General features: G+C 37.8%; 23 protein-coding genes and 4 pseudogenes. 5 read left to right on the top strand and 22 right to left on the bottom strand.

Annotated elements, in window-relative coordinates:
- Positions 1–69: 69 nt before the first annotated feature.
- The 3 genes and pseudogenes from A5N88_RS24050 to A5N88_RS03630 all read right to left on the bottom strand — a co-directional run bounded on the left by A5N88_RS24050 (position 70) and on the right by A5N88_RS03630 (position 972).
- On the bottom strand, positions 70–375 hold the full coding sequence (locus A5N88_RS24050; RefSeq protein ID WP_083953008.1) for a GNAT family N-acetyltransferase: 306 nt from the start codon (positions 373–375) through the stop codon (positions 70–72).
- A pseudogene (locus tag A5N88_RS26485) lies at positions 375–488 on the bottom strand (DUF255 domain-containing protein); the annotation flags it as partial. The pseudogene A5N88_RS26485 and the gene A5N88_RS24050, both read right to left, overlap by 1 nt.
- Positions 489–549: 61 nt before the next feature.
- The gene (locus tag A5N88_RS03630; RefSeq protein ID WP_157090591.1) at positions 550–972 is read right to left on the bottom strand and encodes a hypothetical protein; all 423 of its coding nucleotides are present in this window, start codon (positions 970–972) and stop codon (positions 550–552) included.
- A gap of 218 nt (positions 973–1,190) precedes the next feature.
- Here A5N88_RS03630 and A5N88_RS26480 point away from each other — a divergent pair, with 218 nt between their 5' ends.
- From A5N88_RS26480 to A5N88_RS24685, 4 genes and pseudogenes are all read left to right on the top strand, one after another.
- Positions 1,191–1,337: a Rossmann-fold NAD(P)-binding domain-containing protein gene (locus A5N88_RS26480; RefSeq protein WP_437177131.1), complete on the top strand. Its 147-nt coding sequence runs from the start codon at positions 1,191–1,193 to the stop codon at positions 1,335–1,337.
- 49 nt (positions 1,338–1,386) lie between these two features.
- Positions 1,387–1,524 (top strand): annotated as a pseudogene (locus A5N88_RS25720) (SDR family oxidoreductase); the annotation flags it as partial.
- Positions 1,525–1,676: 152 nt separating this feature from the next.
- Entirely contained in the window at positions 1,677–2,576 is a 900-nt protein-coding gene (locus A5N88_RS03625; RefSeq protein ID WP_083953007.1) for an aldo/keto reductase, read from the top strand.
- A 426-nt stretch (positions 2,577–3,002) separates the two neighbouring features.
- On the top strand, positions 3,003–3,140 hold the full coding sequence (locus tag A5N88_RS24685) for a hypothetical protein (RefSeq protein ID WP_157090590.1): 138 nt from the start codon (positions 3,003–3,005) through the stop codon (positions 3,138–3,140).
- Between the two features lie 81 nt (positions 3,141–3,221).
- Here the strand turns inward: A5N88_RS24685 and A5N88_RS24035 are convergent.
- The 17 genes and pseudogenes from A5N88_RS24035 to A5N88_RS03560 all read right to left on the bottom strand — a co-directional run.
- Positions 3,222–3,389, bottom strand: a pseudogene (locus A5N88_RS24035) (DUF255 domain-containing protein); the annotation flags it as partial.
- Positions 3,390–3,838: 449 nt separating this feature from the next.
- Positions 3,839–3,952: a PGN_0703 family putative restriction endonuclease gene (locus A5N88_RS26475; protein WP_412733850.1), complete on the bottom strand. Its 114-nt coding sequence runs from the start codon at positions 3,950–3,952 to the stop codon at positions 3,839–3,841.
- A gap of 297 nt (positions 3,953–4,249) precedes the next feature.
- A complete protein-coding gene (locus A5N88_RS03620) occupies positions 4,250–5,518 on the bottom strand; it encodes an MFS transporter (protein ID WP_232317518.1) in 1,269 nt (422 codons plus the stop codon).
- 471 nt (positions 5,519–5,989) lie between these two features.
- Positions 5,990–6,739 carry a (Fe-S)-binding protein gene (locus A5N88_RS26345; protein WP_328006989.1) on the bottom strand — a complete coding sequence of 250 codons (750 nt, stop codon included), beginning with the start codon at positions 6,737–6,739 and terminating at the stop codon, positions 5,990–5,992.
- A complete protein-coding gene (locus tag A5N88_RS26340; protein ID WP_328006991.1) occupies positions 6,736–7,320 on the bottom strand; it encodes a (Fe-S)-binding protein in 585 nt (194 codons plus the stop codon). The genes A5N88_RS26345 and A5N88_RS26340 overlap by 4 nt, the downstream gene beginning before the upstream one ends.
- 29 nt (positions 7,321–7,349) lie before the next feature.
- Entirely contained in the window at positions 7,350–8,753 is a 1,404-nt protein-coding gene (locus A5N88_RS03610; RefSeq protein ID WP_066263144.1) for an FAD-binding oxidoreductase, read from the bottom strand.
- A gap of 19 nt (positions 8,754–8,772) precedes the next feature.
- The gene (locus tag A5N88_RS03605) at positions 8,773–10,062 is read right to left on the bottom strand and encodes a nickel pincer cofactor-dependent isomerase, group 22 (RefSeq protein WP_083953004.1); all 1,290 of its coding nucleotides are present in this window, start codon (positions 10,060–10,062) and stop codon (positions 8,773–8,775) included.
- Positions 10,063–10,083: 21 nt separating this feature from the next.
- Positions 10,084–10,401, bottom strand: coding sequence for a FadR/GntR family transcriptional regulator (locus tag A5N88_RS25405; RefSeq protein ID WP_232317617.1), 318 nt, complete (start codon positions 10,399–10,401; stop codon positions 10,084–10,086).
- A gap of 25 nt (positions 10,402–10,426) precedes the next feature.
- Complete coding sequence (locus A5N88_RS03595) at positions 10,427–10,774, bottom strand: FadR/GntR family transcriptional regulator (RefSeq protein ID WP_066263140.1); 348 nt, start codon at positions 10,772–10,774, stop codon at positions 10,427–10,429.
- A 545-nt stretch (positions 10,775–11,319) separates the two neighbouring features.
- On the bottom strand, positions 11,320–11,496 hold the full coding sequence (locus tag A5N88_RS24680; RefSeq protein ID WP_157090589.1) for a hypothetical protein: 177 nt from the start codon (positions 11,494–11,496) through the stop codon (positions 11,320–11,322).
- A gap of 13 nt (positions 11,497–11,509) precedes the next feature.
- Positions 11,510–12,307, bottom strand: a pseudogene (locus tag A5N88_RS03590) (protease pro-enzyme activation domain-containing protein).
- 810 nt (positions 12,308–13,117) lie between these two features.
- Positions 13,118–14,188 (bottom strand): LLM class flavin-dependent oxidoreductase, encoded by a 1,071-nt coding sequence (locus A5N88_RS03585; protein ID WP_066263135.1) that lies wholly within the window; start codon positions 14,186–14,188, stop codon positions 13,118–13,120.
- Between the two features lie 173 nt (positions 14,189–14,361).
- Positions 14,362–14,694 (bottom strand): FAD:protein FMN transferase, encoded by a 333-nt coding sequence (locus A5N88_RS03580; RefSeq protein ID WP_066263133.1) that lies wholly within the window; start codon positions 14,692–14,694, stop codon positions 14,362–14,364.
- A gap of 262 nt (positions 14,695–14,956) precedes the next feature.
- Entirely contained in the window at positions 14,957–16,549 is a 1,593-nt protein-coding gene (locus tag A5N88_RS03575; RefSeq protein ID WP_066263130.1) for a phosphodiester glycosidase family protein, read from the bottom strand.
- A gap of 206 nt (positions 16,550–16,755) precedes the next feature.
- The gene (locus A5N88_RS03570; RefSeq protein ID WP_066263128.1) at positions 16,756–17,466 is read right to left on the bottom strand and encodes a hypothetical protein; all 711 of its coding nucleotides are present in this window, start codon (positions 17,464–17,466) and stop codon (positions 16,756–16,758) included.
- A gap of 992 nt (positions 17,467–18,458) precedes the next feature.
- A complete protein-coding gene (locus A5N88_RS03565; RefSeq protein WP_066263126.1) occupies positions 18,459–19,304 on the bottom strand; it encodes a DUF7164 domain-containing protein in 846 nt (281 codons plus the stop codon).
- 23 nt (positions 19,305–19,327) lie between these two features.
- Complete coding sequence (locus A5N88_RS03560) at positions 19,328–19,972, bottom strand: hypothetical protein (protein WP_066263124.1); 645 nt, start codon at positions 19,970–19,972, stop codon at positions 19,328–19,330.
- An 860-nt stretch (positions 19,973–20,832) separates the two neighbouring features.
- On the opposite strand from A5N88_RS03560, the gene A5N88_RS03555 reads away from it, so the two are divergent.
- The gene (locus tag A5N88_RS03555; protein ID WP_066263121.1) at positions 20,833–22,206 is read left to right on the top strand and encodes an APC family permease; all 1,374 of its coding nucleotides are present in this window, start codon (positions 20,833–20,835) and stop codon (positions 22,204–22,206) included.
- Positions 22,207–22,739: 533 nt separating this feature from the next.
- Here A5N88_RS03555 and A5N88_RS03550 read toward each other — a convergent pair.
- Complete coding sequence (locus A5N88_RS03550; protein ID WP_066263119.1) at positions 22,740–23,336, bottom strand: cell wall hydrolase; 597 nt, start codon at positions 23,334–23,336, stop codon at positions 22,740–22,742.
- A 238-nt stretch (positions 23,337–23,574) separates the two neighbouring features.
- The gene (locus tag A5N88_RS03545) at positions 23,575–23,904 is read right to left on the bottom strand and encodes a hypothetical protein (RefSeq protein WP_066263115.1); all 330 of its coding nucleotides are present in this window, start codon (positions 23,902–23,904) and stop codon (positions 23,575–23,577) included.
- Positions 23,905–24,228: the final 324 nt, after the last annotated feature.

Here is a 24,228-nt window from a genome sequence, read left to right as displayed (position 1 = left end):
AGAAAAAAAGCTCCCAGTTGTGGCAGCCGATTTACTCTTGGCATTGAATAATGGTTATCTAAATATGTATTAGAACAAATTTGGATTTTCCCACTCATAGATAATTAAATTCAGTTCTTCCCCCTGTATAACAACAGTTGTTTTTCCCGAAAAAATTGCATTCATTTTTTCATAAAAGAACCGGGATTTATTATCCTCTAATATCTCTACAAAAACTTTTTGGAATCCTCTCTCCTGAAAATGAGCAACTAATTTATCTACAAGTTTTTTCCCTATTCCTTGTCCTTGGTATTCTTCAAGAACGTAAATAGAGGTTAAATCACCTGAATTTTTGACTTGATTTGTTTCTCTTTTTCCTCCATCAGCGAATCCAATTCAAAAGCCTCAGTTCCCCAAGGGAACCAATTTACCGGGTTGTATGCATGTTGTAAGAGATATGGAGATTATTCATGTATAAGTCTATTGGCTATTTTATTATTCTTAGTCATGGTGGCATCACCTTCTTTCAATTGAATTTTTTAGGTTGATTTTTATTGGCTTCAATAGGGCTTAAAGAAAATTTTGTCCTTCATCTTCATTTGACACTCTCGACAGTTCCACATGACTTATTATAGATTTGAACAGTTTGTTTATATCCTGCTCTTCCACAATTTTATTAAAGTTATTTAAAACCAAATCCAATATTTTAACTTTGTCTTTATCAGCGATAGAATCTTGATTTTTGAATTGCTTCCGTAAAATTAGCAACTCACTTTCAATATCTTTTTGTTTGTTTTTTAGCTTTTCTTTCCTTTCAATATACTCCTCTCTAGAGTATACTCCGTCTTCTAAAAGGTCGAATATCCTATCAAACTTGATATGAATCCCTTTTAGTTCTTTCTCTAATAATGTTATACTTTTCTGAAGTGCAATCTTCTTCTTATCATTCCCCACTTCCTTATTAATCAAAGCAGCTAATTCATTTCTATACATTCTAATCTCATTAAGTATACTATCAATAATTTTACTTTCTGAAATCCCTTTATTTTCACACTTATTCCCGTAAGGGTCTCTATACCAACAGTTTCTGATAATATTTTTATTATTGCAGGGGAAGGTGCAATGGGTCATTTTAGTGACTTACCTGTTGCGGATGTTAGAGAAGCGTTTGATAGTAAGTTTTTGGGGCAGTACTAGCGGTTCGTGCTGCTATTTCGTACTTAAATGATACCAGTTCTATCACATTGACCTCTGGTGTTTATGGAGTCCGTCCACCACAGGAGGCAACAACACTTGCTTCGATCAATTCAGCGATCCATGGATTGGTTAGAGGGCTTTCAGTAGACCTGGTATCGTAGACACTCCACTCTATGGAGGATTGCCTGACGAGCAAAGACAAATTTATACAGCAACATTGCACAGCAGTTACCTGTTAATCGCGTGGCACAGCCTGAAGACATTGCTGAGGCCTACGTGTACTTAGTGAAAAATGGTTTTACAACTGGTACTGTTCTTCTTATTGATGGCGGGGCTCACTTGGTGTAAGTGAGCATTATAATGTTATTTTTGTGGCTATACTACAACAATGTATAGCCACATTTATTTTTTAAATAACAATCCAATTTTTCAATAAATGTTAATAATTGAAGAATTGCAGTGCATGAAAAACAAGCTGAGATATGAAAGGAATGATGAAAATGAGTTTACGTGACCATGAAAAAATATTGAGAATTAAGCATTCAATTGAAAAACGTGTAGTAACTTTACCTGATGGAACCTTTCTTCCAAGTATTGGCCAAGGAACATGGTACATGGGTGAAAATCCTCAATCGAAAAACAAAGAAATCAAAGCTTTGCAACTTGGAATAGAACTAGGCATGAAGCTGATCGATACGGCTGAAATGTACGGAAATGGCGATTCCGAACGTTTAGTTGGTGAGGCAATCAAGGGGCGTAGAGATAAAGTTTTTATAGTATCGAAAGTATATCCTCATCATTCCGGGTTAAATTTGATTGAAAGCGCATGTGAAAATAGTCTAAAACGACTAGGAACAGATCATCTTGATTTGTATCTTTTACACTGGAGAGGTCGTGTTCCTTTGGCAGAAACGATTGAAGGAATGGAGAGACTGCGCAAGGATGGTAAAATTGTAAGATGGGGAGTTTCTAATTTTGATACGGATGATATGTTAGAGTTGTGGGATACCGCTAACGGAAAAAAGTGTGTGGCAAATCAAGTGTTATATCATCTAGGCTCTAGAGGAATTGATTATGATCTCCTACCATGGCATCATGAACATAACATGCCAATTATGGCCTATAGTCCCCTGGCTCAGGGAGGGAGCTTAAGAAGACAATTACTAAGCGATCCAATCATCATTGAGATTGCAGAAAAATACAATGTGGAGCCATTACAAATTGCTCTTGCATGGGTCATTCGTTCAAACAACGTAATTGCTATCCCAAAAGCTGTTAAGGAAGAACATGTTTTAGCCAATGCTCAAGCTGCTACTATTCAATTGACCATAGAAGATCTGAACAGGCTTGACGAGGTATTTCCAAAACCAACAAGAAAAATACCTTTGGATATTATATAAAATGAATGGGGACAAAGGATCTGTACTCTTTGCCTAAGAAAACCTGTCAATGTCCCTTCTCAAACTCTGATTTGTCAACAGAGTCCTAAAGTTATCATGAACGAAACTAGCTCCTTACTCGTAACACCGTAGGTTTATTTGGTTACACTGTTTACTGGAAAAAACAAACCAAATCAGAGCTACATTACGAAAGGAGCTAGCTATTATGAATGATACCATAAAACATATCAAGTATTTCTTCATCTCTGTGTGTAAGATACATATTGTCTTCCTCCTGTCTCTTTTCTTTTAAATTTCTTAAGGATTGATTAGTCCCATGACTTAGCATTAAGTAACTTAAGCAATCTCCTGTGTTCTAGGCAGCTGCTCTTTCTCAAGGATTTGTGTCAAATCAAATACTTGTTAGCACATAGGTGCGGTAGTGGTATGGCTGCTGGGCACGCAGTTCTTAATGGTATAGCAGGTGCTGGTACAATAATAGGCGGAATAGAAGGAGCCACATCAATATCATCTGGCAAACACAAAGAAAAAGTAGTATTAAAAGGTTTTCAAGCCACTAATTAATTTTATTTTTAAAGGGATCTTGTTGAATGGTCCCTTTTTTTAAATGGTTTAATTAAAGTGTCCCTAGGTTACGTGCCATCAGTGGCAAGTTGAGTACCCGATACTCACAAAAACGGGCCTGTTTTCCTGTCTTGCTTTTTCAAAGGCTTCTTCTCCCCAAGGAAACCAGTCAACTGGATTGTGTGCGTGTTGTAATAAATATGGGGATTTTTCATCGATTAATCGATTGGCTTTATTGTTCGTTGGCATTGGATCACCTACTTTTAGTTATAGTTTGTGATATGGATAAGTTTACCCTAAAAAAGAAAAAGACACTAAATAAATTAGGGTCAAAATTTGAAATCAGTTCTGTTTGTTATTTTCTTACAACTATTACTCAAAATCTTCTTCTATGTCATAATCCCGAATTTTATCCATAAAAAGTCAAAAATGCTCTTTGCGTTTTTGATCTACACAGTCAAAAAGCTCTCTATCAACTGTAAAGTTCAAATCATTGTCTTTCTTTTTTACCCAATAACTTATCAATATGTAAAAGACGATATTTCAAGGGCAAATTTCACCATTTCACTTGTTAATTTTCTATCGTACTTTGCCATTTGAATTTGTTTCTTAGCGGCAAAGAGCAATACACGCGACCATTCCTAAAAAGCGATTTTTATATATTTTTGTATACTTTTCTCGTTAGGTTTCACTATCCGTTACTTTACTTTTCCAAATTTATCTTCCATATATTTAATTTCAAAAAAGATTTCCTTCCCAGAATTAAATTTAAAATAAAAATCAAAGTTAGTACCTTCTTCCTTATTAACCACTTTTTTAAAATTCACAACTCACATGAATTTCATTCTCAAACATTCAAAAACCCTTGAAATCAAGGGTTTATAAGATGTATTTTACAAAGACAATGAAAGGGCTCAACCTTTTTTCTATTTTTTAAATCTTTAATTGAGTCCAGAATACCAATCTAAAGGTGGTGCGTTATCTTTCCATAATTGCCAGTACAACACAATTAATTAACTCAAAATATTTTGCTTTTGTAGAACCGTGGTAAAGGGGAAGTAAACATATTTAACTCTCACATGTTCACTACCCCAATGTTTTTACAAAAATCAATATCCCTTTTTAGCAAGAATTAACCCGCTAATCCCGCCAACAAAGGCAAAAATAATTAGGTAAGGGAATCCAATGTTAAAGGAAATACCTAAAATATAAGTTCCAACTGCGGCGATAATATTTTCAAGACCATTTAATAAACCAGCACCTGCCCCAACATTTCGGCTTGGGAACATTTTTTGAAGGGAGCTCCAAACAGTTGGTAGAACGACTCCATTCATTGCACTTGAAATAGAGATTAAGATCATGGCTATTACCAAATTATTCGTATGCGTTCCTAATAATAAACCAATTCCAGCGACAAACGTTCCTATAGATGCAAAGATCGATCTTTTCATAAATCGGTCACTAGCAAAGGCCGTTAAGATAATACACACTGTCATCATTATATAAGGAAGCATATACCAAATTCCAGTCATTTTAACTGAAAGATGTCGAACTTCTTGAAGATATGAAGGAAGCCAGAATAATATACCGTAAAAGATTGTTGCCATACCAGACCAGTTTAATAACAACAGCCAAAAGTCACCTTTTTTAAGTATACTTCCAACGGTGACTTTCTCTGGATTATTATCGTCATCTTTTTCTTTATCAGCATTAATATATTCAAGTTCGGCTGATGACACATATTTGCTTTGTTCAGGACGGTCTTTTATAAAAAAGAGTATAATAGGAATCATTACGATTAAACCAACTAAAGCCATAACAATAAAAGGAGTTTTCCAAGTACCAGAAGAAACAATTAAATAAGTTATAAATGGTCCGGCAATAATTGGACCCATCGTTAATCCAAACTCCCAGAACATATTGGCCCTAGCCCGTTCATGCTGTGGAAACCATGCTTTCACCCATTTTGAATTTAGCGGCCAATGCATTCCCTCTCCTAACCCAAGTAGAACTCGTGAAAATACTAGGGCAAGCGAACTCCAGATTATACCAGTAAATAACGTCATAACAGACCACCAGGTTAAAGCAAAAATCGCTATTTTTTTTGCCCCAAATTTATCACTTAAATATCCACCAAAGATGTTAGATAAACCGTACATGAAAAGAAACAAACTATTTGCAAGCGCTAACATCGCTGGGGTTACAACACCCGATTTAATCATAAAAGGTCCCGCAATAGAAATGTTAGTTCTATCGATGTACGAGACAAGTAATAAGAACCACAATACGACAGCAAACCACCAACGAAAGTTTGTCTTGGTACCTGTATCAAGTTTCACATTATATTGATTACTTTCTTTCTTGTTTATAGCATTCAATTCAGCCACCCCATTGTTTTGAAATGAAAATCCCAAAATATTTCTTAGACTAAAAATGCCAAAAATCACAAACATGATTAATATGATTAGAAAAATATTTTATAACAACCTTTTTAATAATCGGTGAATCAACCTCTAAATTAGTCCATTTTAAATTACCCAGATTCTTTCTAGTTCCGTTTAATTCCAGTAATTTATCAAACTTAAGATTTTACTATTAAATAGGGTGATATCTAGGAATCTGTTCTAGGAGAAAAAATTTATCCGCTGCTGTATGCACCCATTAAAGCCTTATATACCCTACTAAATCCACCTGACAATATTTATTCTTGTCAGTCTTGGATAAAACCACATGGTTTGGGAAATAAGATTACCATTTGTTCTCCTTTTCTTTTATAAGTCCCACCTCCTTAACATAAAAATGTAATGATTGTAACTACCCCTTTTACCAGACCATTTATTTGAAAATATCTATGAAATACCAGCCGCTTCAGCCAGATATTCAACAAGATGGAGTGTTCTCACTTTGTCGGATAGCCCTTCCCTTTCAATACCTAATTTCATCTGAAGAAGACATCCTGGATTTGTAGTAATGATCGTGGTTGCCTTTGTTTCTTTTACATTTTCCATCTTTCGATCCAGAATTGCCATTGAAACATCATAATGGACAATGTTGTAAACTCCAGCGGAGCCACAACACATTCCCGCTTCATTCATTTCAATTAATTCCACATTTGGGATACTTCGAATAATTTGTACTGGTTCTTTAGTTACTTTTTGAACATTGGTCATATGACACGACGGTTGATACGTGACCCGCTCAGGTGAATGGTTCATACCGCGAATACCGCCGCATAACACTAAAATTTCTGATATATCCTTCGATTTTTTTACAAATCTTTTTGCACGTTCTGCCCACTCAGGTTCATCCTCAAGAAGGTGGTCATACTCCTTGAGCATAGCACCGCACCCACCCGCATTATTTACAATAAAGTCCACATTCTCCTTTTCAAAGGCATCAATATTTTGCTTTGCAAGGACTTTGCTTTGAACAGGATCCCCGGTATGAGCATGAAGTGCTCCACAACATGTCTGATTATCTGCCACCACTATCTCACACCCTACTTCAGTTAGGAGTTTTATACTCAATTGGTTAATGCGCCGAAACATTACATCCATAATGCAGCCCGTAAAAAAGGCAACTGTATACTTTTTAGTCATAGTTTCAGACTCTCCTCGCTGTTATGTTTAGGGGTTCTATCCCTCTCGTTGTCAAAGGTCCCCTTTACCTTTACCCGCTTAGGCAGCTTTGCACGTTCCCTAGGTGATACTGCTGATGGGATAATAGATTCAAAGGTACCAAGGTGAGCAGGAAGTTTTTTCAGGATTCCAGACTTTCGAATCATTTTCTGTAATCCGCTTTTCTCATATATCCACAGAGCATTTCCAATCTGGTTCATGATATTATGGCTTGGTATAACCCTTTTCAAAAGGGTATTTTTTAAAATTTTGGTAGAGAAAGAGTCCTTTCTTGTCTTAGCGAGTACTGCACGGGCAGCTTCCAGAATTTGTCCGTACTCAACTCCAGTTGGACATGCCGTTTCACATGCTCGGCAAGCAAGGCACAAATTCATTGGTTCTTCAAGAACAGACAAATCTGTAATCCTTCCTTCGCCGACCATCTTGACCAAATTAATTCTTCCTCTTGGGGAGTGAGTTTCCTTACTTATTGTGACATATGTTGGACAAACAGGCAGACAGTAACCACATTGGACACAATTCAATGTTTTTTCATATTTCATTTCTTTTTTAAGTTGTTCCAGGTCTTTTATCATTCACTTAACACCAGCTTTTGCCCCGGTTCAGGGAAAATTTCCCCAGGATTAAGTATATTATTTGGATCCCAAGCTTCCTTAATCCGCTTCATCATTTCTAAACCGATTTCACCTAATTCCATCTTCATAAAAGGGGATTTCATTGTCCCAATACCATGCTCGCCAGATAGTGTCCCCCCGAGGTCTATTGCAGATTGAAAAATTTCCGTTACTGCCTGTTCAACCCGTTTCATTTCTTCTTTATCTGATTTATTAGCTATAATATTTGGATGTAAATTACCGTCACCCGCATGGCCAAAAATGACTAGATGTATATTATATTTTTTCTTAATCTCTTGGAGACGCCGACACATCTCTGGAATCTTACTGCGAGGAACGGTTGCATCCTCGGATATTTTGGTCGGTTTGATTCGTACAATAGCTGGGGAAACCAGCTTTCTCGCTTTCCATACTTCATCCTTTTCACTTTGTGACTGCGGAATTTTTACTTCTCTTGCACCTACATCCATGCAAACTTTGGATACATGTTTAGCTTCATCACGAACAGCTACAGGATGTCCGTCCAACTCAATTAATATCATCGCTTCAGCATTAATTGGTAAGCCTAATGGTTCATAATCTTCTACTGCTTGCATGGATGCTTGGTCCATTAACTCCAATTTTGAGGGCAAAATCCCCGATATTAAAATCTTTGAAATAGCTGCTCCAGCATCAACTAGACTATCAAAGATAGCCATTACTGTTTCTGATGCAGGTGGTTTGGGAATTAAGCGTAATATGGCTTTCGTAATAATGCCAAGAGTGCCTTCAGATCCTACAATGAGTTTTGTTAAATCATATCCAGTCACGTTTTTGACAGTTCTACCCCCAGTTTTAATAATTGCTCCTTGGGGTGTAACAACCTCTAAGCCAATTACATAATCTTTTGTGACACCGTATTTTAATCCACGGGGACCGCCAGAGTTCTCGGCGAGGTTACCCCCAATTGTTGACACATGTGAACTACTAGGGTCCGGTGGGTACATCAATCCAAATTTCTCAGCAGCCTTATGAATGTTTGAAGTAAGAACTCCTGGTGAAACAATTGCCACTAAATCTTCAGCATCAATTTCCAAGAGATCCTTCATCGTTGACATATCTAGAACAATCCCTCCTCTTACAGGTAAAGGGCCACCACTTAGACATGTTGCTTGCCCCCTTGGAGTAATCGGAATAAGTTCATGATTTGCAAATTTAACTAACTGTGCTATCTCCTGCACATCTTTTGCTTGAACAACGACATCTGGAATATATGTACCAAAAGAACCATCAAAAGAGTAACTATAAAGATCACTGGAATCCGTTAAAACTCTTCCCTTTGCAATTATCTTCTTTATTTCTTGGATCTGCCGTTTTTCCATTTCACTGTACGCCTCTTTTCTATTCCATCAAAACCAAGTTACCCTCTGAATCAAACGGGATAGAGGGTAATTCCTCTACAAACTCTATTGTTTCATCCACTTTTAGTTCATCAAAGATTGCCTTTGTTACCCACAACTCATCTATATTCAAAGTATTTTTTATAATAATTAACCTTAGACTGATAACCCCATCGTACTTTAATGCTTGCAAGGCACCTTGCACCAATTCCCGATCAGTTTCAAAGTTCATTGGTACAGATGCCCGGATTACAAATCCACTAGTTAAACAGTTCAGATAAGTAGATTTCGAATCGATTGCTTTAGCCAGTTTTTTGGTTGTGAAATCGGCCAGCCCAATTCCTGTTGCGTTTCCATGTGAAGGTTCCGAAAGTCTGAGGACTCCTAGATATGTAAAATGTGGTGCTGTTGGTTCAGGTATTCCTTGAATCCTTAGGCGGCCGATAATATTTGTATCCATACCCGTTCCACTAAAATTTTTACCCATCTCACAAACTATACATATATCAGCTTTTTCTATGGGTAGTTTTGGCATTTGTTTTTTTGCCTCAATTAACAGTTGCTTTTCCTCTTCAAAAATCCGTTCAATTGGTATTCCACTAATGATAGCCGTTTGTTCATTGGCATTTTCTACGATACCAATTCCCCCGATAACCGGAGCTAGTTTTAAAATACGGCTGCCAATAAGAGGAACAGCTTCAGCAAGGTATTCAGCTCCTAAACTATGAAAAACGTCAGCTCCTTTAGCACGGCCCATACCCACGGTCATCATCTTCAATAACCCACTCTCATAGTCGCCATGAAAAGATGTATGGGGCTTAATCCGGTTAACAACAAGGATTCCATCTGCTTCCATTGCTTCCTTTGCACAGTAGACTGGAATTTTCTTACCCAATCTATCAAATTCCTCCAACAACCTTACCTCACCTGAACAAGATACAGGACAACCCATTGTACTTGGAGTAATCCCTAGGCTTTGTAATATTTTCTCTTGACCCTCTCCGGTTCCTCCTCCGTGACTCCCCATTGCCGAGAAGAGGAATGGCTGAAACCCCAGATCTCGTAAAGCTGCAATAATTGATTTCAATAAAGTAACATTATTTGCCATACCTCTGCTTCCTGCCGTGACGGCAATAGAGGCCCCACGCCTCAGGTTTCGAAACCGTTTACCATCGGTCAATTGAGTAAGCGCAGACTTTGCTTTTGATGGAATATCATATTTATTGATAAAAGTAGCTTTTCTGTGCACTCTAATACGATATAAGGAGATATTTTCATAATCTATTGACACTTTTTTCGCCTTCTTATTATTTTATTTATTTTGAATCTTTACATTTTCAAGGTGTTCAAACATTAATTTACTGGCCAGATCTGCATTTTTATCGATGATTGCTTTCATAATTTCTCTATGTTCTACAAGAACCAGTTTAGCTCGTCTTGGTTGTCTTAAGGATTTACTTCTACTTTCTTGAATACCAACTAGTAACCGATCTGACAATAAACGGATTAATTCCATAAGTGTTTCATTTTTACTTGCCTGAAAAATAGCTTCATGAAAGGAAAAATCTTCTTGTGCAGCTACTCTTTCTTCACTTACAGCTTCCGCAAGGGATGTGAATGCATCTTCTATTTTTTTAATATCGGTCGGTGTAGACCTAAGAGCAGCTAGATACGCCGCTTGGCACTCTAGGTCTGACTTCTAATAACTCTTGTAAACTAGCCACATCCTTTTTAAGCGCTCGATCCATCCTTCGAACTAAGCTTGACTCGTCATCGGCAGCAATAAAGACGCCAATTCCAGGCCTTATATTAAGAACACCACTTGCTTTTAACACTGTCATAGCTTCTCGGATTACACTACGGGAAACATTGAACAATACAGCCAATTCCCGCTCTGAAGGGAGTTTATCTCCTGCCCTTAATTGCCCAATTTCCAAAAGATATTTAACCTGCTCAATAACTTGTTCATAAACACGATTTTTTTTGATTTCATTAAAATTCATGAGAAAAAAGCCTTTCCGATTATTATCCTGGTATCCAGGTGGTCTGGACAGTTCCTAATTAATTTAAATTTAACTAAAATTCTGTAAAATGTCAACGCTTACATAAATGAAATACTGGACTGATGACAAAAAGATATTGATGATCAAAAAGACACTATTGAAGCGGTAGGAAACGGAGTCGGTACTGATATAGGTGGTGGTACACTTGGTTCTATTTTTGGTCCAATCGGTATGGTTACAGATGCAATTACTGGTGGCGCGCTTGGCGACAAGGAGGTAGAAAGTAACAAACAATAGGGATTCCCGCGAAGAGTAGAACTAAATTACTCAGCATTAAAACGAGCCTAGAACGTAAGTCCCACTCATTAGTACATTATATGTATCACCTAAAACTACATTTGTCCCGGTTGGTGGTGGAAACAGACATTACTGATGTTGCTACTTTTGCTTCCAAAGATGTACGTGAACTTTTCTTTATATCAGGTGTCCGGTGAAAAATCCCATTCAAAATTGGTGTCTTTCTCTACTCGTCGTGTTCGAAATGTTTAAGGGGATAATGACGTCTCTCCTGGAACACCAGATGATTCTCCAAACGCACGGGCCGCATCATAGGCCCCTTCGGCAAACATGCTGATTCCTTGAGAAACCGCCTGCATGAACAGCTGATTGAACACTTCCGCATACTGAGGAGCTTCTTCCTTCAATTGGCTAAAATAATTCACCTCAGTCTCGCTTTCACCCAGCTAACCGAGATCTGCTTTGCCTGGTTTTCATCGATTGCCGTTGCAAATGCATCGGCAAATCCTGTATCCGTGTTCGGCCTATAAACACATGGATATCTGCCTGAGGCGCCAGAGCACCAGACTGCTCCACGTCTAAGCTTGTTTCATCGTATCCATCCCATCCAGAACCACCATCAACATTCGTTTTGGTAATACGGTTTTTTTTCACATTTATACCTGCCTTTTGCCAGTAAGTGTAGGCATCATCTGTGTTAAAGTCCGCAAGCGTCACGATACCGATCGTCTGTCCTGCACCCGCTGCCCCTTTGTCATAAAGAGGCTGTACGTGGTATTGGTTCACGAGATCCTTGGTTCCGAGGCTAAGCGGCCCGTTTGGAACGCTGCTGTCCGTTAAGGGCTGTTTCACAGAATGAGCAGTGAAACTGGAATAATCGGAAAGCCCCAAGATACAGAGCAGTTCATTTCCGATGGATGCCGGAAGGGTCTGATTATCTTTGGTTCCATGAAATACCTTTCCCTTGTAGCTTTCTTTTTTCAAGGTCACATTAAAGGCTTTGTTGAACGCATCCGCTGTTCCGTTTGCTGTTACGATGAGATTATTTGATGCTTTGCTTGTGGTAATTCAAAAGCTCTGCAGATACTGGGTTAGCTTATTAATGCTTTCATCATTAGCTCCATATTGCTGGCGGAAATCGTTAACAGTTAGATATCTCCGATAATTCTTATTGCCGTGCGTGGTCGAATCCTGGATGAAACGCTGGAGCTTGTCCTTGTTGTGAATTTTAAACACAAAATCCACGGATTCGAATTAGATCCTTTTTTTTAAATAGATTATTTTCTTTCTACTCAGGGTGAGCTTGAATTTTAAAAGCAGCTGGAACAAACGGTTATGTTCCCAAATCATATTCCTTTGCTTACTCCCCCATCCTCTGAAGATTAAAACCACCAATCATAGTATATTAATATTTTTGTTTTTAGTTAATCTCTATTTTGATCCAGTCTCAACTTTACAGTATTTAATAGGATTATTGGCATGTGGGAGAAGATAGGGAGATTGAGGTTAATCTATTGGGTCTATTATTGTTGGCATATACTTACCTTATTTCATGAAACACGATCTTTTTGTTAATTTTTATACTTTTAAAAAAAGAAACCACTCAATAGTATGTGTCTACATCAAAATTTAAAAACCACATGCAAAATACGTTCATGTTTGGATTGTAGGAAGGAAGGAAAAAGTTATAGAGATTTGAGGATTGAGAATCAAGGTAAAAGTTAAGTATCTTTTAGAGGCGATGAAGGTCAACCCACAGAGAAAAGCGAGTGACCTGTCCTTCACAGAGAAGATTTCCGCTGTATAACAAGGCTGTTTTCGATAGATTGTTTTTTAAAATAAAAATGTTAAATCTGTATATAGTAAGTCATCGTGGCATCTTTACGTCTTAATTCACTAAGTTTGCATGCTTAAACCTTGTGTTTCCTATATTTCTTTTACACTAACAGCAACACAGTTTACCGAAAAAAGCTTATCAAAAAACCTTCCGCGTTTTCTAATGCTATTCACATTTCTTCTATTGAAAACATAACTTTGGAGTAATAATCACTTACTTGTTTCTTTCCGAACAATTGGAGCAATTTCAGCCCCCAAGAGTTCAATGCACTCGGCTACTTTCTTAAATGGTACACCGCCTATGTCTATCTGAGCCAGGAAACGCTGGTGCCCAAAGAGCTCATGCTGCTGGAGAATTTTCTCAACAATCTGCTGCGGACTGCCTACGAATAAAGCGGTTTCCGGGCCGGTCATTTGGTCGAATTCTGATCTTGTTAAGTGAAAGCTCATACCATGTTGCCGTTTAACATATGCCCAATAATTTGAATAATAGGGATAGAATTCATCTCTCGCTTGTTGGGTTGTCCTTGAGAAAAAACCATGTCCCGTAACTCCAACTTTTAAATCCTTTAAATCGTGCCCAGCTTCCATACCGGCTCTAAGGTATAGATCAACCAACGGCTTATATTTTACGGGATCACCACTGAGAATAGCTATGGCCATCCCAACCCCCAGCCTTCCTGCACGGATTGCACTTTCTGACGTGCCTCCCACACCGATCCATAATGGCAGCTCCTTTTGCAGGGGGCGGGGTGCTATTTCGGCATTTATTAATGAAGGGCGAAATTGTCCATCCCAGGTCAATCGCTCGTTTTTGTTTAGTTTTAAGAATAATTCCATGTTTTCCATGAATAATTCGTCATAATCGTTTAAGTCATATCCAAAAAGGGGAAAGGATTCAAGGAACGCACCACGGCCTGCCATTATTTCTGCCCGGCCATCGGAAAGCAAATCCAGGGTAGCGAAATCTTCGAAAAGCCTAACGGGATCTACCGTGCTTAACACTGTGGTGGTACTTGTCAATTTTATTCGTTTGGTAGCTTGGGCAATGGAAGCCAAAACAACTGGCGGTGCAGAAGTAGCATAATCTAATCGGTGATGTTCGCCTATTCCAAACACATCAAGTCCAGCATCATCAGCAAGTTTAGCTGCTTCAATGATCTCCTTTATTCTTTGTGCAGCACTAATCTTTTTTCCCGTATGTGGATCTTCCGCTATCTCCCCCAGTGTATATAGACCTATTTCTATTCCACTATTTTTAAACCCATTCTTATTTTGCATAGGTGTATATCCTTTCATCTATGATGTAAAATTAACCCGCAAGCAATGGAATTGTCACTAATATTTGGAGATAACAAAATGAGATATCTTTATGAAAATGCACATCATTAACTCAGCGTGTCTTTTTTCATAATATGTATCTGGAGTTTTTCTGGTGTTTCATAATATTTATATTAAGGCTTCTTTAGATGGAGTAAAGAGGAAGATTCGGTTCTAGCCCTGCTGCTCCAATGATTTTTTAAATACGGAGAAAACCTGTCATTAGTAAGAATTCGGTATTGGTCGACTGCCAGCAACACATCATATAAAGGCGGCGAAAGGATAAGTTCTGTTCCTTTCGGTGCTTGATTAATTTGATTAAGTTCATTCCTTTTTTGAAATCTTGACCATTGAGAATCCACATAATAAAACCATTCTTTTACGTGCTTCTTCCAATCTTCACCGGTTTGATCGGAAACCTCTATATAAAATTGAGTGTTCATAAATTCTGCAGCATAAGACGTCATACCCTTGTCCCCCTTTTTTTCCGAAAATAGAATGAATGTGCTGCAATAAAATAGTCGGTTGGCAGCAATATCTTTCGTTTATCACTACCTTGAAATGAAATACGTTTTCATGATTTTTGTAATCCAAATGTTATAGCTTTAATGTTGATTTGATTATAGAAAGGAATTTACAAGGAATTATCAAGCTAATGTGTGAAAATTATGTGATAGAAAAAATCAAAAAAGCTGCCTGATTGCTAAAAATTCAGGCAGCTTTTTTCCATTATGGCATAATTAATATGGCATCTCCGACCGGGCGTTCCCCCTTTGGATCGGATGGATGCATGACGAGCTTTGAACCGATTGTCATGGTAGTTGAGCCCCCGCCGTCAAGATTAACCGCATCAACAGCACCCAAGAATTTCATTATTTCTGCACTTTCCTCTAATGTTGTCCCGATACTATTTCCAGGATAGCGGCCGTCAACCGTAACGAGAAGGATACTTCCATCCGCTTTCACTCCCATCATGGTGCGAGGATGCCGGCGGATTCCAAACCGGTAATAGGACTCTGGATTCTTTCGCCAAAAGAATCCTTCAGCAAATGCAGGGATATCAATTGAACCATTTCGAAGCAAACGAGGACCTCCATTAATAATTCCTGTGGTTTGGTCAATTGGAAGCTCCTTTCCGTCGGCTAAAATGGTCGTGTTTACAGCCAGTTTCATTCCAGCCTTTGCATGAGACTTCAGCCAATCAGATGCATCCTTTGTCCCTGAAAGGACTGTCCCGTTTCTTGGAATAGCTCCACCGCGGCGATTCCTTAATTCCGTTACCATTCCTTTAGAATTCAGTACTGCCTCTGTTCCTTCTCCAGCTTCTGTGAATTGTCCAAACACAGGAGTAAACTGTATGAGTTCATTGGTATTTGTACAAGGGATATGTTGATAACCCAGATTTGAACTTATTGTATTCCCATCATTTCCGCTGCGTCTATGGCGTAGTTTTCTGTTTAAACCATCAATACACGTTTTTGATCCATCTGAAGAAACGACAGTTAACTCCGTCTTAACACCTGAAATTTGAACATTTCTTCCTAACCCTTTCAAAATAACGCTTGTTCTGCCCTTAAACGCCTCGCTGATTAAATTTCCCTTTATCATAGAAACGCCTGCTAGGTCTCCAACCGTCCCTGCCGAGGCTCCCATTACAAAATAGCCGCCATTAATTGCTGCAATGGCCTTCGATCGTGCTGCTATACTGCTCACTCTTTCCCGCCCAGGCACAATTCCTGTACCCAGTATTGGGACAATTTTACCTTTGAATATTTTAGGGGTTACTTCGAGAACATTTACAATCCATGGCCCGGTAGTGTTTCCTCCATCCTCTTCAGAATTTACAACAATTAAATTTTTATATCCTTTAGTAGAAAGCTTTTTCCGAAGTGTTTCTGCGTCCTTTTCTAACGGAAAAGCTCCCATACGGACAAGATATCCCAGCGGCCTTCGATCCGGGTCATCATTTGCTCTTTTCGTTATAGTTTCTATTGTTGGATTAAATCCATCAGATTTCAAACGTCTAGCAATGGCGTCGGCTTCGCTTCTTTCAGATCGAAATGCAATATCCACTATGTAAACTGCTTTGTCTGATTGTTTCCCGTGCACAATGTGAGTATAAATCAGTCCCTTCGCAATCCTTTTTTTCACTATTTTTCCATTAAGGTCCAATTTTCCAAGTGGCAGGGATTTTACCGTGGCTTCCGAGGCTTTTACATTTAATTCAAATATCTTTGGAGATACTTTTGGAGCTGATGAGGTTGAAAGTAATGCTGTTAGGGCAAACACAATAAGAATGGATTTAGAAGTGTCTTTGTTCATATACCTTACCCCTTTCTTATTTTTGGATTGTGGAACTAGAAAGTGACACCATTGGCATATCCCTATTTTCATGTTCCTTCTTCTTTAACAGTTAGTTTGTGCAATAAAAAAGAAAAGACACAAAATAAATTCGTGTCTTTTCTTCTGATAGTTTTGCCATTTAAGTTCGTTTACAAGTCTGCCTTTAAGGGATTGTCCGCCAATTATTATCCTAATGTTTTGGCTTTATTGGTTAACCGTATTAACGGCACAGCAGCAAATATCCCGACTACGGCACCCACGATACCCAATAAAAGCGGCCCTGGAAGATGGAGTCTAAAATGTCCCCAGCCTTCTGCATATAGTGGAAGCAATACAATGGCAGCAATTGTTCCTGCTGCTAGAGCAGTTAGATTGACTATAATACGTCCTTTATTTCCATTGTTTTGGTTTTTCGTTTGATTTCTCCAATCGGATGCGATGAGACGCGGAACTCTGCGAATATATACATATGCATGGATAGCTGTCAGTGGAATCCATAACGTCACACTAACCGAGTGAATTTTACCGAACAAACGATCATCATGTCCAAAAGCCAGCCCAAACCCACTGATAAAGACCAATATGGTTGATAATACAAGAAAAGGTGCTAATATCCTTAGGATAAAATTTGGCGGACCATTTTGTACAAACTCATTTGATTTTGTATAATACCGAAAAAAACGATAGCCTGTGCTGTAGATCTTAATAAGAAGGGGCCCTGATAAAAGAATACCAACAAAAATATGTTCTGTAATCAGTCCATGCAAGCTGGCCGTAATCAGCAGCTCTGCTATGATAAAAACAAAAAGGACTGCGCCGGCCCACGCTGTCATTTTCTCATTTCTATCAATCGCTGAGTATTTGTTTTTGTCATAGATTTCTTTTGGATTCATCATTTTACTTCATTCCAATCTGCCATAACTACATTCTCCTTTAATGTCAAGATCATTGATGATTATTTTGCTGCATCTTTTTATGATAAAGGCCCTAAAGATTTCTTTATTACTATCTGCTCACATGATGAACCTATAAACAATAGAGTCCTTTAATAATGCCATTATAAAAAAGAAAAATTAGAATTTATTTTGAAATGCAAAACAAACTTTATACACCAATGATAACGTCGGTGAATTTTATTAAGAAATCCAATTTTCACATCAAAAACTACCTTCTTTTGCCTCATGATTCGGGTTACCTCTCCTTTAAAAACTATCACCGTAAGTAGTTAGATATTATAAAGGATCTTAAACATTACCATTAAACTCCAAAGTTCAACCTTTTTAAATTTAATTCTGATTAAATGTTTGTTGTTTACCCCTATTTCTATAATTAACTTCTATGCAAAAACAGCTTATACAAACAAGATTAATCCGAAACACAACCAGGGCAAGTTATTTTATTTTATCTGGTTGACTAACAAGAGCTAATAGAGTTGTGTTGTTCTATGTAGTTATAAAAGGGTACTGGAAACTGCACTCCAATTTTTAAAAGGAAAGGCTCTTTTCGTAAACTTGGTTGCAATTTAATACAAAAAATAAGGAAATTCACAAGCTTTGTTGTAAATCTGTGAATTGCTTACGAAGAGATGCCACGAAGACTCACATCACACTAATTTAACACTTTTGCGAAAAACAACAATCTATACGAAAACAGCCAAAGGAAAAAACCCCTACTGAAAAAATGGTAAGACAGGGGGCTTAATGGCTTGATCAAATTATTCATTTTCATCCGAATTTTTTTACGGAGCTCTTTGGAGTAGGCCCTAAAAATAAGAGGCGTACTGTTCTTATAATTATTCAATCATAACATTGAATGGAGGATATACGGGATTCAAATTTCTCCTTCCGGAATAAATAGTCATCCATAACGAACAGCTATATTGTCTTTGCTAGATATACAAACCAGGTAAACTTCTCTTTGCCTTAAGGGCCATTCTAAGGCAATACTGCCTGACCTCAATGGAATGGATATCGTCCAGCATGGAGTCATATTTTCCATCTCCGTATTGAAACTTTGAAAATAAGTTATCAGTGTGCCAGCAATGGATATGGGGATGATGATAAAAAGAATTCGTCGAGGTACTCGGAAAATCAAGGATATCTGGTTCTATATTCAACCTATCCACCAAGTGATTGACAGCTATTTCAGTACTATACATCGAAGTAACCCCACAAAACCAATCCGGCCAGTCCCCTCCATCCTGTGCAAATTCCTCAGTTAGTAAATAATAAGCAATTTGTTCACTTAGCTTACAAACCTCCATCACTTTAATGGCACCACCATAATGAGTAGAGCCAATATTATGAAGGCCCTGATGTCTTAACCCAAATTTCTCCGATACACGTTTAATATTCTTTAATACATTTTCTGTGTTGCAATACGCTCCTATTCCCACTGTATAAAAATTTGGCAAGTACGGATTCCATGCTGGTGTTAGGAATGTATCAACGTCAGTCCTTAATAAGTAATCATACTCAGCAAGGAATTCTGATTTATCACTGCTAATGCAATGCAAAGAATTGATAAACCGGTAGCTTTTCCATATACCTTCAAGTGGATTCAGTTCGACCTTAATACAATCATTGGGGACCAGATCTAAAGATGCTTTTGGTCCAAAAACAACCAAGTCCGTGTTATCACTGCAGTCAACATATTTAAAGGATGTATATAAGCATGCAAATTGCTGAAGTAATCCACGAGTGTAGTCCAAGTAAACAACGATAGCTCTTTTCACTTTAATCACCTTTTTTTATATTGTTATAATGAAATAAAGCTGCCGGAATGGGACTCCCAGCCGCTGACCCCAATTTGATCTTTATAGTATAAAGGCTTTTCCATTGTGGTTGGCTGGATAATCTCAAGTGATTCTCCTTGTTTAAGGACAGGAAAGCTTGTTTTCAATGAATCTCTCCAATTACTATATAATCTTTTGGGAAAACCATACAAAACAGTGAACAATCCTCCATAATAATCTCTTCCGGTGTAACCGTCCGCAGTCCACTCATTTTCATTAAAGTGTTCGTTTAGATAATACCTACCGCTTAACTTGTAAAAGTAATCTGCTTCAAAGGATTGAATGGCACGATTAGCTAAGTAAAGTCCAAGAGCTTCCCCAAACCCTTTAAAGGGTCCATCTGCAGCCTCTCTTATCATTCTTTTGTTGCCCAAGTACAAATATTTATCTGCCATTTTTTCTATGTCATAAGGAAGATCTTTTTTCAGCCCCATTTCTATCAAAAGAATTTGGGCTTCCGGCATGGATGTTTTAATCGATTGGATGGTTTTTAAGGTTTGACGAGCCCGCTCATCATCATTAAAGGCAGAACGTGTGGCAGTGTAGCTCAAGGGGTTGGAGGTAATGTACACCGCAGAGGATATAATAAATAAAGACTTTCTATTCAAATCAAACAACACCTTTCTGTTAAAATTAACATGCAAGTATCGTGCTCGATTTTTCTGCGTCCATTCTTTTCATTCCGGTCTCAAAGATTGGCAATCCTGAACTTCAAAAAAATCAACTCTAGCAATCACTAGCTTTTTCTAATTCACTATTTACATGAATAACAAGTTTCTTCCCTATCGCTTTCGTTATTTCATCCCCCTTTAATAGAAGGATCCAATTCACACAATCTTTGAATGTTCGTCTAATGCGCTTAATATACTATGGCTTGAGGATGATGAACGTATGGGTACTTATCTTTAAATCAGCAAAAAAGGCAGTGAATTTTAAAGATTATGTATTCCATTACCCTCGTTTAAAAAAGGGGAATTATTATTAAAATTTAAGGAAGAAAGTGATACAACATAACGAATGATATATAGATAAACTGCCACTTCCAAATCATATCCTTGGAACCCGACTTACACCAAACATGCAGAAGAGCGCTGGACTCTCTATATTATTTTCCAAGGATTTTTAATGCTGATCATTCCTTTACTAACTCCAACTGCCATAGTCATTAAGGGTAAAAAAGGGACCTTCCACCCTATTCAGTGTTGTTGCCCCTTTTTTAACTTTAGGCTCTGTTGATTTCCAGTCAAGATTCTCGCTTTCCGCGGTCGGTCGGAAACCTTTGATCCCCATTATTTTTCCACATGGCCTTTTGTACATTTTTCAGAACACTTATATCTTTTAGTTTCTCTTTTTACATCAACTGAAAAATACTTTAAAACTTTTGAGTCGCAAAATTTTTTTAAAATTAAACCTTTAATGTATATCGAAAATTCGGTATATTAAAAACAAAAAAGCGAGGAGATTATTCATGGCTAAAAGCAACGAAAAAGGCACATTTAAACCTGTAATAGGTCTGCGCCAAGTGCTGGGAATATCCATTGCTGCGATTTCCCCTACAACTTCAGTTTTTCTTGTTTATGGCGATGGTTTACATGCTGCTGGAACAGGTGTGTTTTGGGCATTTATCATCGGGGCTTGTATTGCCATCTCCATGGCATTCTGCTATGCGGAATTAGGTTCTATGTATCCTGGGGCGGGCGGTGCCTATACCATTATTCGAAAAAGTTTAGGAAAACCAACAGGGTTTATTGCTGTTCTGTTATTTCTATTGCTGGGGATTGTTGTGACAGCAAGTATTCTCGTTTCATCTGCCACTTATTTGAATTCACTTGTTCCACAAATTCCCGTAAATTTGGCGGCTGTAGCCATGATGGCATTGATCACCTGGTTCTCTCTTGAACGAATTGGAACTGCAAGTTGGATCGCCATTGCTATGCTCATCATTGAGCTTGCCGTCATTCTTTTATTTATCGTTATCTCTTTTACAAACATGAGCCACCCTATTCGTTTTATCCTTCAACCGGTAAATATCCATTCGCACAGCGTAATGAGTGGGATTAATTGGAGTGCCATGATGGCGGCCGTCGTACCCGCTTTGTTTGCATTTAATGGGTATGATTGGCCACTCTATTTTTCAGAGGAAACACGTGATCCGCGCCGTGTCTTGCCTAAGGCCGTTATGATTTCAGTATTTACAGCCGTCGTAGTGGAAGTGCTTGCAGTTGTTTCTGCTACCCTTGCGATTCCAGATTTCGGTACAGCAATGAAATCAAGTGCACCGCTGACCTATATTATTCAATCAGCAGCGGGAAATGTTGGAGCATCCATTTTAATTATCGGTGTCATTATTGCTATGTTTGATACAGGGTTAAGCGGAAATCTTGCGTATGCACGTATATATTTAGATGCAGCGCGTAATGACAGCTGGCCTTCTCCCATCAATAAGTTCTTCAAAAGTATGAATCAACACAACGTACCAAAATGGGGATTTGTGTTCCTTGGCATTGGAAATGCGTTTTTTTGCTACTTCACCTCTCTTAACAGCCTCATTACGTTTACAGGTGTTATTATCGTAACCATTTATCTGCTGATCGCCATCTCGGCCATCGTAAGTCGGTTTCGGAGTGAAGCCAATCGGCCATTTACAATGCCTATTTGGCCTCTTCCTCCCATCATCGCCATCATTGGAGTAATCATTGCTCTAACTCAACAAGCTGCAGGAGATATTATTAAGACGGGTGTAGTGATTATCGCAGGCATTATATACTGGCTTGCGTATTTGCGGACGAAGGAATTGAAAAAACAAGTTTCAGAAAAATCCCAAAGTGACTATACATTATGAACAGGGGGCTGCAACGAATCTTTTGAAATGCTGGATTCGCATAGGCTGTTGCTTTACAAACAAAGAGGCATTCCGTATATTGTCTTTCTTCGAGACATCCTTTCGTTCATTTTTCATACAATATATACGTGCCTGTCGCTTTTCCGCTTTGTTAAATGACTCTGTTGTTTTTTATCTCATACGTGTGAAATGGGAGTTTCACACGCCTTTCAGATCAACTGAAAATGAACTAAATAACGAGCAGTATTCAACATAGAAATTTTATAAAACAAAATAAAATAGTAATAAAGATTTTAAAAAGAGCCTTCTCAAACCATTTTTCATACCAAAATTCATTCAATTACTTTAGATGAATATTTGATTCAAAAAACAAAAGGGAAGGAGCATTTCACTTATTACCTATCAAAGACATGTGTGGTTTGAAAATTGCTTCCTTTCCTGTAAAGAATGATAAAGTAAGGTTGTAAAAACGCTATATTAGCGTTCATATAAAAAACACCTTCATTATTAAATGAACGGTGCTGTAAAATTCCTTATTTAGCAAATACATGATTTCCAATTCTTTTTAATACAGTTCTTGAAAAAATCCAGGAGCTAGTTGAAGTTTTAGGATTAAAAAAATATAATGATCCATTCCCCTTCCCCATTAAAGCAAGAGCTTCATTTACAGCCTTCTTGGAATCTGAATCTGCCGGCTGATTAATTCGGCCATTTTGTACAGGCTGGAAGGCATAATGGCCATCCGTATTCTGGAAGATGACACCAGGTACTGAATGAGGAAATTGTGAACTGCTCATTCGGTTTAAAACCACCGCTGCTACTGCCACTTTGCCTGCGTATGGTTCACCGCCTGCTTCTGCATGAACAAGCCGGGCCATTAATGATTTATCAGCAGAAGAAATAGGAGAATTGGGAATCACAATATTCTTACCTGGATAAACATGTGACCAATGATTTACTGCTTCAAGGCTCTTTAATGGGACCCCGAAATTTTTGGCAATACTCCAATAGTTTTGCCCATTTGACACTTTATGAGTAAAGGCGGCTGCTTCAGACTTTGTATTTAAAGTTAAGGCTGACATTGATATAAGCAGTCCGCCTGCAATGATTAATTTTTTTAGTTTTTTCATACTTATAAAACTCCTTTATTCTACTTGTATGCCCTACTGATAAGCTACCAGATGTAATATTTCTTTTCATTGTCCAATACCTGGAAAACGTATAGAGCGGCATAGAATCCTATAATAATAGCGGATAAAGCGATTTAGTTAAAAAATGTAAATATCATATCATTTCCAATTTTAACACCAGGAGGAAATTTAATGTTCAATTTTTACAATAGCTTGTCAGAGATGTAACAATGCTTCTTTATTCTTGAAAATGTTCTACCTCTTTCAACAGCCATTTATTTTGCCCTGTTTTATCATACACGGCTATATAATTTCTATTTACCTCAATTAAATTCCACGCATTCAAATCATCAATATCAATTTTGAACGCCATACTTTGAGTCTGTTCATTAGGGTCATATGCTTTTATATAATACTCCTTATAGTCCTTTGAGTGACCTTTCCCAATGACCTTAAGATCTGATGTAGTGCTTGAACTCCTTCCATTATTTACAACTATATTGAAAACTATAGGAGTGATTGCTAGTATCAGAAAAGCAGTAAAAGTAAGCCATCTTTTTTTGGACATGTTCGCATCCCCTTTTATCAAATTAATCTGATTAAAAAATACTTGATTCTTATTTATATTAATTAAGCATGTGAACAATGAATGTAACTGAGTTTTTAACCCATAATAAACAAAATAGCTGCTTTTTAAATTATATTTAAAGCTTCTGGCTGATGGTGATTTGTGCGAAAAACAAAAGGTAGGTAGAACAAGGCTGCACAGGTCGGCGTTATAGCCCTATGCTGATTTAAATCCAACGTTGATTGCAGCGAAAGGAGCGATACTCGTGCGGGGTAAGCGAGTTTGGGATGACCTAGCAGGAGCTTGCTATGATGAGACTCCACT

Source organism: Heyndrickxia acidicola (assembly GCF_001636425.1).
In the GTDB taxonomy this organism is placed as follows: Bacteria; Bacillota; Bacilli; order Bacillales; family Bacillaceae_C; genus Bacillus_AE; species Bacillus_AE acidicola.
The sequence above is the reverse complement of the archived record's forward strand: the minus strand, read 5'-3'. Positions and strand labels throughout refer to the sequence as shown.

What these genes read in the sequence shown, in the direction of transcription:
- A5N88_RS03545 (WP_066263115.1), bottom strand. Translation starts at nt 23,904, where the DNA reads ATGTCCAAAAAAAGATGGCTTACTTTTACTGCTTTTCTGATACTAGCA.
- A5N88_RS03595 (WP_066263140.1), bottom strand. Translation starts at nt 10,774, where the DNA reads ATGAATTTTAATGAAATCAAAAAAAATCGTGTTTATGAACAAGTTATT.
- A5N88_RS03585 (WP_066263135.1), bottom strand. Translation starts at nt 14,188, where the DNA reads ATGCAAAATAAGAATGGGTTTAAAAATAGTGGAATAGAAATAGGTCTA.
- A5N88_RS03570 (WP_066263128.1), bottom strand. Translation starts at nt 17,466, where the DNA reads ATGATGAATCCAAAAGAAATCTATGACAAAAACAAATACTCAGCGATT.
- A5N88_RS26340 (WP_328006991.1), bottom strand. Translation starts at nt 7,320, where the DNA reads ATGAAATATGAAAAAACATTGAATTGTGTCCAATGTGGTTACTGTCTG.
- A5N88_RS24685 (WP_157090590.1), top strand. Translation starts at nt 3,003, where the DNA reads ATGGCTGCTGGGCACGCAGTTCTTAATGGTATAGCAGGTGCTGGTACA.
- A5N88_RS26345 (WP_328006989.1), bottom strand. Translation starts at nt 6,739, where the DNA reads ATGACTAAAAAGTATACAGTTGCCTTTTTTACGGGCTGCATTATGGAT.
- A5N88_RS03575 (WP_066263130.1), bottom strand. Translation starts at nt 16,549, where the DNA reads ATGAACAAAGACACTTCTAAATCCATTCTTATTGTGTTTGCCCTAACA.
- A5N88_RS03550 (WP_066263119.1), bottom strand. Translation starts at nt 23,336, where the DNA reads ATGAAAAAACTAAAAAAATTAATCATTGCAGGCGGACTGCTTATATCA.
- A5N88_RS03610 (WP_066263144.1), bottom strand. Translation starts at nt 8,753, where the DNA reads ATGGAAAAACGGCAGATCCAAGAAATAAAGAAGATAATTGCAAAGGGA.
- A5N88_RS03580 (WP_066263133.1), bottom strand. Translation starts at nt 14,694, where the DNA reads ATGACGTCTTATGCTGCAGAATTTATGAACACTCAATTTTATATAGAG.
- A5N88_RS03630 (WP_157090591.1), bottom strand. Translation starts at nt 972, where the DNA reads ATGTATAGAAATGAATTAGCTGCTTTGATTAATAAGGAAGTGGGGAAT.
- A5N88_RS03625 (WP_083953007.1), top strand. Translation starts at nt 1,677, where the DNA reads ATGAGTTTACGTGACCATGAAAAAATATTGAGAATTAAGCATTCAATT.
- A5N88_RS03555 (WP_066263121.1), top strand. Translation starts at nt 20,833, where the DNA reads ATGGCTAAAAGCAACGAAAAAGGCACATTTAAACCTGTAATAGGTCTG.